The organism is Variovorax sp. J31P207 (genome assembly GCF_030316965.1).
GTDB lineage: Bacteria > Pseudomonadota > Gammaproteobacteria > Burkholderiales > Burkholderiaceae_C > Variovorax > Variovorax ginsengisoli_B.
Map to the genome: position 1 here is coordinate 110,549 of NZ_JASZYN010000003.1, position 12,071 is coordinate 122,619.

13 protein-coding genes are annotated in these 12,071 nt (G+C 68.5%); 8 read left to right on the top strand and 5 right to left on the bottom strand.

Going from position 1 to position 12,071, the window contains the following annotated elements:
• The first annotated feature begins 44 nt into the window (after positions 1–44).
• From QTI68_RS11605 to QTI68_RS11615, 3 genes are read left to right on the top strand one after another with little or no spacing between them, the layout of a single operon-like run.
• Positions 45–1,811, top strand: coding sequence for a phospholipid carrier-dependent glycosyltransferase (locus QTI68_RS11605; RefSeq protein WP_286521699.1), 1,767 nt, complete (start codon positions 45–47; stop codon positions 1,809–1,811).
• Positions 1,804–2,769 (top strand): glycosyltransferase family 2 protein, encoded by a 966-nt coding sequence (locus QTI68_RS11610; protein WP_286521700.1) that lies wholly within the window; start codon positions 1,804–1,806, stop codon positions 2,767–2,769. The genes QTI68_RS11605 and QTI68_RS11610 overlap by 8 nt, the downstream gene beginning before the upstream one ends.
• On the top strand, positions 2,766–3,167 hold the full coding sequence (locus QTI68_RS11615; RefSeq protein WP_286521701.1) for a GtrA family protein: 402 nt from the start codon (positions 2,766–2,768) through the stop codon (positions 3,165–3,167). The genes QTI68_RS11610 and QTI68_RS11615 overlap by 4 nt, the downstream gene beginning before the upstream one ends.
• An 18-nt stretch (positions 3,168–3,185) precedes the next feature.
• Here the strand turns inward: QTI68_RS11615 and QTI68_RS11620 are convergent, their stop codons facing one another.
• The 5 genes from QTI68_RS11620 to QTI68_RS11640 are packed head-to-tail and all read right to left on the bottom strand — an operon-like array spanning position 3,186 to position 6,702.
• Positions 3,186–3,674, bottom strand: coding sequence for a GNAT family N-acetyltransferase (locus tag QTI68_RS11620; protein WP_286522258.1), 489 nt, complete (start codon positions 3,672–3,674; stop codon positions 3,186–3,188).
• Positions 3,671–3,943 (bottom strand): type II toxin-antitoxin system TacA family antitoxin, encoded by a 273-nt coding sequence (locus QTI68_RS11625; protein ID WP_286521702.1) that lies wholly within the window; start codon positions 3,941–3,943, stop codon positions 3,671–3,673. The genes QTI68_RS11620 and QTI68_RS11625 overlap by 4 nt, the downstream gene beginning before the upstream one ends.
• 56 nt (positions 3,944–3,999) lie before the next feature.
• Positions 4,000–5,199 (bottom strand): amidohydrolase family protein, encoded by a 1,200-nt coding sequence (locus QTI68_RS11630; RefSeq protein WP_286521703.1) that lies wholly within the window; start codon positions 5,197–5,199, stop codon positions 4,000–4,002.
• The gene (locus QTI68_RS11635; RefSeq protein ID WP_286521704.1) at positions 5,145–5,915 is read right to left on the bottom strand and encodes a TetR/AcrR family transcriptional regulator; all 771 of its coding nucleotides are present in this window, start codon (positions 5,913–5,915) and stop codon (positions 5,145–5,147) included. Before QTI68_RS11635 ends, QTI68_RS11630 begins: the two co-directional genes overlap by 55 nt.
• Positions 5,916–5,928: 13 nt before the next feature.
• Positions 5,929–6,702, bottom strand: coding sequence for a ferredoxin--NADP reductase (locus QTI68_RS11640; protein ID WP_286521705.1), 774 nt, complete (start codon positions 6,700–6,702; stop codon positions 5,929–5,931).
• A 249-nt stretch (positions 6,703–6,951) separates the two neighbouring features.
• Here QTI68_RS11640 and QTI68_RS11645 point away from each other — a divergent pair, with 249 nt between their 5' ends.
• The 5 genes from QTI68_RS11645 to QTI68_RS11665 are packed head-to-tail and all read left to right on the top strand — an operon-like array spanning position 6,952 to position 12,054.
• Complete coding sequence (locus QTI68_RS11645) at positions 6,952–8,577, top strand: 6-hydroxynicotinate reductase (RefSeq protein ID WP_286521706.1); 1,626 nt, start codon at positions 6,952–6,954, stop codon at positions 8,575–8,577.
• Between the two features lie 5 nt (positions 8,578–8,582).
• Positions 8,583–9,509, top strand: coding sequence for a UPF0280 family protein (locus QTI68_RS11650; protein ID WP_286521707.1), 927 nt, complete (start codon positions 8,583–8,585; stop codon positions 9,507–9,509).
• Between the two features lie 21 nt (positions 9,510–9,530).
• Entirely contained in the window at positions 9,531–10,172 is a 642-nt protein-coding gene (locus tag QTI68_RS11655; RefSeq protein WP_286372132.1) for an amino acid synthesis family protein, read from the top strand.
• A 33-nt stretch (positions 10,173–10,205) separates the two neighbouring features.
• The gene (locus QTI68_RS11660; RefSeq protein WP_286521708.1) at positions 10,206–10,790 is read left to right on the top strand and encodes an amino acid synthesis family protein; all 585 of its coding nucleotides are present in this window, start codon (positions 10,206–10,208) and stop codon (positions 10,788–10,790) included.
• Between the two features lie 52 nt (positions 10,791–10,842).
• Positions 10,843–12,054 carry an ABC transporter substrate-binding protein gene (locus QTI68_RS11665; protein ID WP_286521709.1) on the top strand — a complete coding sequence of 404 codons (1,212 nt, stop codon included), beginning with the start codon at positions 10,843–10,845 and terminating at the stop codon, positions 12,052–12,054.
• Positions 12,055–12,071 lie beyond the last annotated feature (17 nt).

Genomic DNA, 12,071 nt, shown 5'->3' on the forward strand with positions numbered 1-12,071 from the left:
GTCGCGAGCACCGCCGGCCAGCGGGAGTTCCTATTCAAAAGCTGATGTTCGGGGCCGCCCACTACGCGGCGATGGCGGTCTTCGCGGTCGCCTGCTGGGGGTTCGGGCGTGCGCTGCTGGCGCGCATCGGCGCGCCGGGGCGGCGCGACGCCGCGCTCGAAGCCGCGATGGCGGCAGCGGCCGGGCTCGGGCTCTATGTCTGCGCCTTCCAGGCGATCGCGATCGCCGGGCTGTTCGGCCGCGGCGCCGTCGTCGGCACGGTGGCGCTCGGCCTGCTGGCGGCCGTGCTGCAGTGGCCGGCCTGGCGGCGCGAACGCGGCCCGCGGCTGCCGTCCGAGCCGTTCGGTTTCGTCGAGAAGCTGGCGCTGCTGGCCTTCGTGCTGACCGCGCTGCCGGCCCTGGTCGAACCGCTGGCGCCGCCGGCCGCGTTCGACGAGCTGATGTACCACCTGCCCTATGCGCGCGAAGTGGCGCAGAGCGGGCGGCTCGGCGTCCACGAGTGGCTGCGCTATCCCTGGTTTCCGTACAACTACAACCTGATCCATGCCGGCGCGCTGGCGGTCGGCGACGATGTCCTGCCGCACCTGCTGAGCGCCCTCGCGGGCTGGCTGTCGGTGGCGATGGTCTACCGGCTGGGCGCGCAGCATGCGAGCCGCCTGACCGGGCTGGTCGCGGCCGCGATCTGGCTTGGCATCGGCGACTACGAAAGCGCGCTGATCGACATCAGCGTCGCCCTCTTCGTGCTCGCCGCCTGCACCGCCCTGTGGTGGTGGCGCGAGTCCGACGATCCGGCGCGCGGGCCGCGCTGGCTGGCGCTGGCCGCCTTCTTCCTCGGCGTCGCGGCGGGCTCCAAGTACCAGGCCCTGACGGTGCTGCCGCTGGTGGCCGTGTTCGTGGTGCGGCGCGAGCGCCGGCTCAAGGTCTGGGCGCTGGCGCTGGTTTGCTTCCTGGTCCCCTGCATCTACTGGTATGCGCGCAACGCGGTCATGACCGGCGACCCGTTCAATCCGATCGGCGCGCGCCTGTTCGGCTTCACCAACTGGAACGCGGCCGACTACAAGAACCAGTTCGACGACGTGCGCGCCCATGCCGCGTGGCCGAACGGCTTCCTGTGGGGCGTGCTGTTCGTGCCGTTCGCGCTGGCATGGAAGCGCTCGCCGGCGGTGCGCGCGGCGGCCGTGTTCAGCCTCTACTCGCTGGGCGTCTGGGCCCTGACCTCGCGCTATCCGCGCTACCTGGCCGCATCGGTGCCGCTGATCGCGCTGGTGTCGGTGGTCGGCTGGCAGGCGTTGCTGGCCCGCCTGGCCGAGGGGTTGCGGCGCGCGCTGCCCGCGTGGAACGCGCGCGGCCTGCTCGACCGCGCTGGCCGCTGGCTCGGCGTGCTGCTGCTGCTGGTGGGTGTCGGCGGCTCGTTCTACATGACGCGGCGCAGCGTGGCGGCGATCGCGACCACGCCGGCCGAGCGCGCCGCCTTCCTCGACGCCCACGTGCCCGGCTATGCGGTCATGAACTACCTGCGCGAACACGCGACCGGGCGGGTCTACCAGATCGCGCTCAGCGAAGCGACCTACTATGGGCCGGCCCCGGTCTGGGGCGATGCGATCGGGCCCTGGCGCTATGCTGACTTCATCGTGCTGCCGCCGGCCGAATTCGCGCGCAAACTGCGGGGCCTGGGCTTCGAGGCGATCGCGGTCGGCGCCAGCGCCGCGCCGATGCTCGCCGCCCAGCCCGGCTTCCTTGACCATTTCGCCTTGATGTACGAAAAAGCCGGTGCCAAGGCCTACCGCATCCTGCCTGCCAAGAATGACTGAACGTTTCGACTCGCGCCCGCTGCGCATCGCCGCCGTGATCCCGTGCTTCAACGAGGCGCTGGCCATCGCGCAGGTGGTGAGCGAGTTTCAGGCGTCCCTGCCCGAGGCCGAGATCCACGTCTTCGACAACAACTCGACCGACGACACCGCGGCCGTGGCCCGGGCCGCCGGCGCGCGCGTGACGCACGTCCCGCTGCGCGGCAAGGGCAACGTGGCGCGGCGGATGTTCGCGGACGTCGAGGCCGACGTCTACGTGATGGTCGACGGCGACGCCACCTACGACATCGGCGAGGTGCGGCAGCTGATCGAACTGATGGTCGAAGGCAACCTCGACATGGTGGTCGGCGCTCGGGTCGACGACGGCGCCGACATGCAGACCTACCGGCGCGGCCACCGCTTCGGCAACGCCTTGCTGACCGGCGCGGTGGCGAGCCTCTTCGACGGCCGGATGACCGACATGCTGTCGGGCTATCGCGTCTTCTCGAGGCGCTACGCCAAGTCCTTCCCGGCATTGTCCAGGGGCTTCGAGATCGAAACCGAGTTGACGGTCCACGCGCTCGAATTGCGCATGCCCTTCGCCGAGGTCCCGATGCCCTACCGCTCGCGGCCCGAAGGCTCCGAAAGCAAGCTGTCGACCTACCGCGACGGCTGGCGCATCCTCAAGACCATCTGCAAGCTGTTCGTGAGCGAACGGCCGCTGCAGTTCTTCTCCGGTGCCGCGGGCCTGCTGGTGCTGCTGTCGCTGATCCTCGCCGAGCCGCTGGTGTCCACCTACCTGAACACCGGCCTGGTGCCGCGCCAGCCGACCGCGGTGCTGGTCACCGGGATGATGCTGACGGCGATGCTGTCCTTCGTCTGCGGCGTGGTGCTGCACACCGTGACCATCGGCCGGCGGGAGGCCAAGCGGCTGTGCTACCTGGGGATTCCCGGCGTCCGCTCCGCCGCCGGCCGGCCATGAAGCTCGGGCGGGAATTCCTGTCGTTCGCGGTCGTCGGCGCGATCGGCTTCGTCGTCGACCTCGGCGTGCTCTACGTGGTGGCGCCGGCGCTCGGCTGGTATGGCGGGCGCGTGCTGTCCTTCCTCGCCGCCGCCACCGTCACCTGGGCGCTGAACCGGCGCTTCACGTTCGCCGAAAGGCACTCGGGCGCGTCGATCGTGCGCGAGTACCTGCGCTACCTGCTCACGATGGTGGGCGGGGCGTTGGTCAACTATGCGGCCTACGTGCTGACCTTGCACTGGCTGGGCGGGCCGCTGGCCCCCGCGCTCGGCGTGGCGCTCGGCAGCTGCGCCGGGCTGGCCGTCAATTTCCTGACGGCGCGCTTCCTGGTGTTCAGGGGGACGAGCAAGGCGGGTTGAGCCGTTGCCGAAACCGGCTCAAGTCCTCAATCCGAGCATGACGGTCAGCGGGTCGGTCGGACTCTCTGCAAACCCGTGCTTCAAGTAGAAGGCCTTGGCCTCGTTGTCGATGGCGTGGCAGAGCATGGCACGAATGCCGATGAGTTCAGCCGCTTGCACTGAACGCATCACCGCGTCCTTGAGCAGGGCCGTGCCCAGCCCTCGACCGGCCCAATCGCTATGCACGGCCAAGCGTCCGAGCACGATCACTGGCAATGGATCGGGCATGTTTCGACGCAGCTTGCTGGGCGCGGCCTGGATTTCGACGGACCCGGCCGCCAGCGCATAAAAGCCCACGACGTGCTGATCCGATGCGCAGACCACGTAGGTCCTTGATGCCCCGCCGACGGCGTTGGCGAGCGCGCGCCGCGCGAGCCAAGCGGACAAGGCGGGATGGCTGCAGACGAACTGCGATGTTTCGTGCGCTGCGGTCAGGGGCGTGGGTGCACTCAGCGCGCGGGTGTTCACTTGTCCCAAGGCGCGCGCGTTGCCAGCAATCGCTGGATGGCGCCATTGTTGGACAGCGGCGCCGCCATCAGGGCTTCGAAGGCTTCGAATTTGTCCGGCGGCACCTCGAAAAGCGTCCGGTCCAGGAGGACTTGCTGCGCTTTTTCGCTGGCTGCTTCCAGCATGAAGTCCGTGCGGCTTTTTCCCGCCAGACGCGCCGCTCGATCGATCAGCTCCCGCTGCGCGGGCGGCGTGCGCAGACTGATGGTGCGGGTGGCAGTGGTGGACATGTAGTCATCTTAGGTGAGCGTATGGACAATGTCCATACGTCGCGTCCGCCGCTGCCTCAATGCCCGCCTGACACCACCACCGGGATCTCCGTCGCCGGCGGCGTGTTGCGGCTGCGTCCGCAGCGCACGATGCCGTCGATCATGACCATCCCGACGCCGGGGATATCGCCCAGCTGCACGCTCTCGAGGAGGCCGAGCGCGGGCGAGTGCTGGGCCCGGTCCATGAAGACGAAGTCGGCGTCGCGGCCGACCTCGACCAGCCCGCAGTTGAGCTTGCGGATGCGCGCCGTGTTGCCGGTCGCGAAACAGAACACCAGCTCGGCCGGGATGTTGGCGATCGACGACAGCATCGCCACCATGCGCAGGATGCCAAGCGGCTGCACGCCCGAGCCGGCCGGGCCGTCGGTGCCGAGGATCACGCGGTGCGGGCACTTGAGGTCGAGCGCCGCCTTGGCGGCCGCGATGGCGACGCGCTCGTTGCCGTTGTGCACGATCTCGATCGCCCGCGACGACCTCTCGCACAGTTCGCAGACGTGCGCCTCGGGCAGCGAGGTGTGGCCGCCATTGATGTGGCCGATGATGTCGGCGTCGGCTTCGAGCACCACGTCCTTGTCGATCAGGCCCGAGCCCGGGATCGACGGGCCGCCCGTGTGGATGGTGCTCTGGATGCCGTACTTGCGGGCCCAGGCGACCATCTCCTTGGCCTCGTAGCCGGCCTTGACCGAGCCCAGGCCCACTTCGCCGAGCAGGCCCACGCCGGCCTCGGCCAGATCCCTGAAGTCGCTCTCGACCATGCCCTTCTCGATCACCGGCGCGCCGGCCAGCACCTTCACGCCGCCGGGGCGGAAGTTGTCGAAGGCGCGCTGCGCGGTGATGGCCAGCGCCTTCAGGCCGACGATGTCCTTGGGCCGCCCGGGCAGGTGAACCTCGCCGGCCGAGATCATGGTGGTCACGCCGCCGTTCATGGTCGAGTCGATCCAGCCGATCTGGCCCTGGCGCGGCGTCCAGTCGCCGAACACCGGATGCACGTGGCTGTCGATCAGGCCCGGCGCGACGCAGGTCTTCTTGCAGTCGATGACGGTCTTCGCGCCTTCGAGGTCGCAGTCTTTTTCCTTGCCGACCGCGACGATCAGCCCGTCGACGACCACGATGGTGTCGGCATCCAGGATGGGCTTGTCGATGTCGCCCGACAGCAGCAGGCCTATGTTCCGGATGACGACCTTGCCCGACTTGGCGCCGGTTGCGACTTCTGCCATTTCTTTTCCTCGTGAGTGGATTCTTCCTCGGAAGCTCCGGCGTCGACCGTGCGCAGCACGGTCTCGATCACGAAGTCTTCCCAATGCGCGACCGCCTCCGGCGTCTCCAGGGGCTCGCCGAGGAACGCGGTCAGCGTGTGCCGGTTCGACGTGTAGAAATAGCCGGTCGAGGCGATCAGCAGGTACAGGTCGCGCGGTGCCACGTCGTCGCGGAACAGGCCCTGCTGGACGCCCGCGGCGACGATCTCGCTGATGATCGAGATGGCCCGCGAGGAGTATTCGCGCGCCCGCAGCGACTTGGCGATGTGCCGGCCCTTGTGCAGGTTCTCGGTGTTCAGCAGCGTGACGAACTCGGGGTTCTTGCGGTAGTAGCCGAGCACGAAGCGGATCACCGCCGTGAGCGACTCCACCGGCCGCGAGGCATCGAGGTCGATCGCGGCCTCGGCGTCGTCCATGCGTCGGTAGATGCCCTCGAGCACCGCGATGAACAGGCCTTCCTTGCTGCCGAAGTAGTAGTAGATCATGCGGTCGTACGACTTGGCGGCCTTCGAGATCTTCTCGACGCTGCCGCCGTCGTAGCCGTACTTCGCGAACACCTTGGTGGCCGCGCGCAGGATGCTCTCGCGGGTGGCCTGCGCCGCGGCCTCGCGCACGCCGGTGCGGCGGGTCGCGGGCTTGGGCGCGCCCTTGCGCGCGGCTGCCTTGGCCTCGGGCATCTGCGGCTTCGCTCTACTTCTCGGCGAAGGCGCGCTCGACCACGTAGTCGCCCGGCGTCGAGGTGTTGCCTTCCTTGAAGCCGCGGGCTTCGAGGATGTGCTTCAAGTCGACCAGCAGACCCGGGCTGCCGCACAGCATGACGCGGTCTTCGGCGGCATTGAGCGGCGGCAGGCCGAGGTCGTCGGTGAGCTTGTTGCTTTCGATCAGCTCGGTGATCCGGCCCATGTTGCGGAATTCCTCGCGCGTCACGGTCGGGTAGTAGAGCAGCTGCTTCTCGATCATCTCGCCCAGGATCTCGTGCTTGGGCAGGTGGTCGGTGACCAGGTCGTGGTAGGCCAGCTCGTCGACCTGGCGCACGCCGTGCACCAGGACGACCTGCTCGTACTTCTCGTAGGTCTCGGGGTCGCGGATGATGCTCATGAACGGCGCCAGGCCGGTGCCGGTGCCGAACAGGTAGAGCCGCTTGCCCGGCAGCGTGTAGTCGATCAGCAGCGTGCCGGTGGGCTTGCGGCCCACGATGACCGTGTCGCCGACCTGGATGTGCTGCAGCCGGGAGGTCAGCGGGCCTTCTTCCACCTTGATGCTGAGGAACTCAAGGTGCTCTTCGTAGTTGGGGCTGACGATGCTGTAGGCGCGCAGCAGCGGCTTGTTGTTGACCTTCAGGCCGATCATCGTGAAGTGGCCGTTGGAGAAGCGCAGGGCCGGATCGCGGGTGGTGGTGAAGGTGAACAGCCGGTCGGTCCAGTGGTGGACGCTGAGCACGCGTTCTTCGCTGAATGCACTCATAAGGGTCAGGAATGGTTAAGAACGAACAAGGGATGCACCAATTGTCGGCGATGCCCGCGAAAACCCCAATGCAAGCATCGGGCCCGTTTGCTACATTGAGATCAATAAATGTAGCGTTCACCACATGAAAGTGTAGGGAATGCTACACAAACGTCAGTTCCAGCACAAGAGAAGGTGCCAGCGGGCGGCCGGCACAGATGTTGCACCTCCGCTCGCCTTCCCTCCCCAGACTGCCACGAGATCCCCGCGATGACCGAACACACCAAGACAGATGGATTGCCCGGCATGGACATGCCGGTGGTGCCCGAAGCCCTGGGCCGCGCGCCGCTGCGCAACGAGCGCATGAGCACCAGCAAGGTCGAGTGCAACGCCTGCCCGGTGCTGTGCCAGATCTCCGACGGCCGCACCGGCGCCTGCGACCGCTACGCCAACCGTGCCGGCGTGCTGGTGCGGGTCGACCCGGTGGTGCTGCTGCGGCGCGAACTGGCGAGCGAATCGCCGGCGCTGGTGCCTTTTGCGCGCATCGGCAACGAGGTCGAGGGGGCCGAGCACGCCGAAGCGCCGGCAGCCGATGCCGACTGGGACGGCGATCTCCTGCATGCCGACGAGGTCTTCGTGACCGGCGTGGGCTCCTCCACCACCTATCCCGACTACAAGCCGGCGCCGTTCATCGTCGCCTCGAAGGCGCAGGGGGTCGACATGGTGACGGTCGTCACCGAAGGCATCTTCAGCTATTGCAGCTTCAAGGTGAAGATCGACACCGACCGGTTCCTCGGCGCCGAGCAGGCCAACGTCCGCTACAAGGGCGAGGTGGTCGGCCACGTCACCACGGCCGAATACGGTTCGCAGATGCTGTCGCTGGGCGGCGTGCACCACCTCACGGGCGGCAGCAAGAAGGAAGGCCGCATGACCTGCGAGCTGATGCAGCTGCTGGGCAACAAGAAGGCGGTCGAATGCGTGATCGACGGCGGCGCCAGCATGGTGATTCAGGCCGGCAAGGCGCCGATCGTCAATGGCGTCGAAGAGCAGCGCATGCGCGTGGGCTGCGGCTCGGCCGCGGTCGGCATCTTCGCGCGCCAGCTGTTCGGCCACGCCGACGAGGTGGTGGTGGTCGACGACCACATCACGGGCGTGCTGACCGAGCACCAGGCCGGGCGCTGCCTCGACATGGCGCCCTCGGGCATCCAGATGCGCGGGCGCAAGTCGACGCCGGGGCGCTATTTCCAGGTCGCGAATCCGGGCAATGGCTGGGGCGGCACCGACATCGACGATCCGCTGTCGATCATCGAAGGCTGGGAGGAGGGTGTGGCCCGGCCGGGCCTGCGCCTGCTGATGACCTCCACCACCGGCGAGCACGCGCAGTGGTATGTGCTCGACGAGCAATTGCAGCCGGTCGAGCAGCCGATGCCGGCCGAGGTGCGCCGCATCGTCGAGCGCATCGGCGAAAACTGCGAACCCTCGCTGTGCACGGTGCTTTTCCTCGGCGGCGCCGGCGGATCCCTGCGCGCCGGCGTGACCGAGAACCCGGTGCTGCTCACGCGGGCCATCAAGCGGGCACTGGTCAACGTGACCTGCGGCGGCGCGCCGGCCTACGTGTGGCCCGGCGGCGGCATCACGGTGATGGCCGACGTGCTGCGGATGCCCGACAACAGCTTCGGCACGGTGCCGACCCCGGCGATCGTCGCGCCGATCGAGTTCAGCATGCGGCGCGACGACTATGCCGCTCTGGGCGGCCACATGGAGCACGTGTTCTCGCTCGAACAGGCCCTGGCCCGCGGTGCCTGGCAGGACGACGGCGCCCCGCTGGCGCGCCGGTGGCTGCGCATGGATGCGGCCAATCCCTGGCCGCTCGGCCAGCCGCCGATGCTGGGTTGACTTTCATGTCCGCACAACGCACCGCGCTGGACGGAAGCCGCTGGCATCTGAACCACGGGCCGATCGACCTCATCGCCGAAGCCCACGGCGATGCGGTCGAGGTCGCGGTGGCGCACGAGCATGTCTGGCGGCGTTTCGCCGTGCTGCTCGACGAACTGGTGGCCGAGCTGCCCCTGCTGCGCCAGCCGGTGGCCGACGGCGACTGTCCGCTGCGCGGCCCGGTCGCGCGCCGCATGTGGGAGGCTTGCGCGCCGTTTCGCGCCGGCTTCATCACACCGATGGCCGCGGTCGCCGGTGCGGTGGCGCAGGAGCTGATCCCCTGTTACCACCGGCCGGGTATCGAGCGCGCCTGGATCAACAACGGCGGCGACATCGCCCTGCACCTGGCGCCCGGCCAGAGCGCGCGCATCGGCCTGTTCGCCGACCTCGCGCGCTTCGACCTGCGCGCGCCGGGCCTCATCACCACCGACGGCCAGTTCGAACTGCGCGCCGAACAGCCGGTGCGCGGCGTCGCCACCAGCGGCTGGCGGGGCCGCAGCTTCTCGCTCGGCATCGCCGACAGCGTGACGGTGCTGGCCGCCACCGCGGCTCAGGCCGACGCCGCGGCCACCGTGATCGCCAATGCGGTCGATGTCGACGATGCCGGCATCCAGCGCCGGCCGGCGAACGAATGCAAGGACGACAGCGACCTCGGCGACATCCCGGTGACGGTCGACGTCGGCACGCTGGCGCCCTCGAAAGTGCATCGTGCACTGGATGCGGGCGTCGAGCGCGCCGAGGCACTGCAGCGTCTCGGGCTCGTGGCCTCCGCGGTGCTGGTCTGCCAGGGGCAGTGGCGGGTGGTCCAGCCCTTAAGCTCCGGGTTTGCGGAGCTGCTGCCGCAGAGCGAGGGCAGCATCGCTGCCGATGCAGTTGGTTCAGTATTTGCTTAACGATAAGCAGGACACCTTTTCATGATCGATATCCGCCGCGTCTTCACCCATGTCGAGCACATCCACCACGAGTTCGGACCGCGCGCCGCGACGCCGCTGGTGAGGGGCGCCATCGGCGCGGTGCTGACCAATCCCTTCGCGGGCCGCTACGAGCCCGACATCCTGCCGATGATGGCGCTGCTCGACCCCGTCGGCGTCGACATGGCGCACCGCCTGCGCGCCGCCATGGACGTGCCGGTCGAGCAGATCGCCACCTACGGCAAGGGCGCCATCGTCGGCGCCGCCGGCGAGCTCGAGCACGGCGCGCTGTGGCACGTGCCCGGCGGCTATGCAATGCGCGAGCTGCTGGGCTGGAAAGGCGACCGCGAGGCCTACCGCAAGGGCCAGGCCGAAGAGAAGACCGGCCAGCCCGGCAACGCGCTGTCGATCGTGCCGTCGACCAAGAAGGTCGGCCCGCCCGGCGCCGCGCTCGACGTGCCGCTGACCAACATCAACGCCAGCTACGTGCGCGGCCAGTTCGATGCCATCGAGGTCCGCGTGCCGGGCGCGCCGGCGGCCGACGAGATCGTCTTCATTCTCGCGATGAGCACCGGCTACCGCGTGCATGATCGCGTCGGCGGCCTGCGGGCCGAGAACATCAGCAAGTGGGACGGCCTCCGCTAGGTCCCGAACGCATCCAGAGACAAGGAACCCACCATGAGTGCCAACATCCGCAAGCTCGTCGTCCAGGTCGACGAAACCCGCAAGGAAATGGGCCAGGCGATCGACCCGCCGACGCGCCGCGCGGTGGCCATCGCGGTCATCGACAACCCCTATGCCGGCCGCTACAGCGAATCGCTCGACGAGCTGATCGCGATCGGCGAGGAACTCGGCGCGCTGCTGGGCCAGAAGGCCGTGGCTGCGCTCGGCATCGCGCCCGGCCAGGCCCAGAGCTATGGCAAGGCCGCGATCGTCGGCGAAGCGGGCGAGCTCGAGCATGCCGCGGCCATCCTCCATCCGAAGCTCGGCGCGCCGCTGCGGGTGGCGGTCGAGAAGGGTGCCGCGCTGGTGCCGTCGAGCAAGAAGCGCGGCACGCTCGGCACCGCCATCGACGTGCCGCTGGGCCACAAGGACGCGGCCTTCGTGCGCAGTCATTTCGACGCCATCGAGGCCCGCGTGGCCGATGCGCCGCGCGCCAACGAGATCGTGGTCGCGGTGGCGGTCACCGACAGCGGACGCCCGCTGCCGCGCATCGGCGGGCTTCAAGCGTCCGAGATCAAGGGCGAAGACGGCCTGCGGTGAGCGCCGCCGCCCCCGACGAGTTTCTTTTCCGTTCGATCCCAAGGAGTTCCCGATGAATCCCATGCGCCTAGCCTTCACCGCGGCCGCCGTCGCCACGCTCGCCACCGCACTCGCTCCGGCGCATGCGCAGGGCGTGATCAAGATCGGCGAGATCAACAGCTACAAGGCGCAGCCCGCCTTCCTCGAGCCCTACAAGAAGGGGATGGAGCTGGCGGTCGACGAGATCAACGCGGCCGGCGGCGTCAACGGCAAGAAGATCGAGCTGATCAGCCGCGACGACAACGCCAATCCCGGCGACGCGGTGCGCGTGGCCGAGGAACTGGTCTCGCGCGAGAAGGTCGACATCCTGGCCGGCACCTTCCTGTCGAACACCGGCATGGCGGTGGCCGACTTCGCCAAGCAGAAGAAGTTCTTCTTCCTGGCCGGCGAGCCGCTGACCGACAAGCTCACCTGGCAGGGCGGCAACGCCTACACCGTGCGCCTGCGTCCCGGCACCTACATGCAGGCCGCGATGCTGGTGCCCGAGGCGGCCAAGCTCAAGAAGAAGCGCTGGGCGGTGGTGTACCCCAACTACGAATACGGCCAGTCGGCCGTGGCGGCCTTCAAGACGCTGCTGAAGGCGGCGCAGCCCGATGTCGAGTTCGTCGCCGAGCAGGCCACGCCGCTCGGCAAGGTCGACGCCGGCAGCGTGGTGCAGGCGCTGGCCGATGCCAAGCCCGACGCGATCTTCAACGTGCTCTTCGGTGCCGACCTGTCGAAATTCGTGCGCGAAGGCAACACCCGCGGCCTGTTCAAGGACCGCGAGGTGGTCAGCGTGCTGACCGGTGAGCCCGAATACATGGACCCGCTGAAGGATGAGGCGCCCAACGGCTGGATCGTCACGGGCTACCCGTGGTACGGCATCACGACGGCCGATCACAAGAAATTCGAGCAGGCCTACCAGGCCAAGTTCAAGGACTATCCGCGCCTGGGCTCGGTGGTCGGCTACAGCATGATCAAGTCGGCCGCGGCGGGCATCGCGAAGGCCAAGAGCACCGACACCGAGAAGGTGGTCGCGGCCTTCAAGGGCCTGCAGGTCGACACGCCCTTCGGCAAGATCACCTACCGGCCGGAAGACAACCAGTCGACCATGGGCGCCTTCGTGGGCCGCACCAAGAACGACGGCGGCAAGGGCGTGATGGTCGACTACGTGTATCTCGACGGCGCCGACGCCAAGTACCAGCCGAGCGCCGCCGACATCAAGAAGTCGCGCGCCGCCGACTGAGCCAGGAACGAACGGGC

Coding starts and splice junctions, on each gene's coding strand:
- QTI68_RS11605 (WP_286521699.1), top strand. CDS start 45: ATGTTCGGGGCCGCCCACTACGCGGCGATGGCGGTCTTCGCGGTCGCC.
- QTI68_RS11610 (WP_286521700.1), top strand. CDS start 1,804: ATGACTGAACGTTTCGACTCGCGCCCGCTGCGCATCGCCGCCGTGATC.
- QTI68_RS11615 (WP_286521701.1), top strand. CDS start 2,766: ATGAAGCTCGGGCGGGAATTCCTGTCGTTCGCGGTCGTCGGCGCGATC.
- QTI68_RS11625 (WP_286521702.1), bottom strand. CDS start 3,943: ATGTCCACCACTGCCACCCGCACCATCAGTCTGCGCACGCCGCCCGCG.
- QTI68_RS11630 (WP_286521703.1), bottom strand. CDS start 5,199: ATGGCAGAAGTCGCAACCGGCGCCAAGTCGGGCAAGGTCGTCATCCGG.
- QTI68_RS11635 (WP_286521704.1), bottom strand. CDS start 5,915: ATGCCCGAGGCCAAGGCAGCCGCGCGCAAGGGCGCGCCCAAGCCCGCG.
- QTI68_RS11640 (WP_286521705.1), bottom strand. CDS start 6,702: ATGAGTGCATTCAGCGAAGAACGCGTGCTCAGCGTCCACCACTGGACC.
- QTI68_RS11645 (WP_286521706.1), top strand. CDS start 6,952: ATGACCGAACACACCAAGACAGATGGATTGCCCGGCATGGACATGCCG.
- QTI68_RS11650 (WP_286521707.1), top strand. CDS start 8,583: ATGTCCGCACAACGCACCGCGCTGGACGGAAGCCGCTGGCATCTGAAC.
- QTI68_RS11655 (WP_286372132.1), top strand. CDS start 9,531: ATGATCGATATCCGCCGCGTCTTCACCCATGTCGAGCACATCCACCAC.
- QTI68_RS11660 (WP_286521708.1), top strand. CDS start 10,206: ATGAGTGCCAACATCCGCAAGCTCGTCGTCCAGGTCGACGAAACCCGC.
- QTI68_RS11665 (WP_286521709.1), top strand. CDS start 10,843: ATGAATCCCATGCGCCTAGCCTTCACCGCGGCCGCCGTCGCCACGCTC.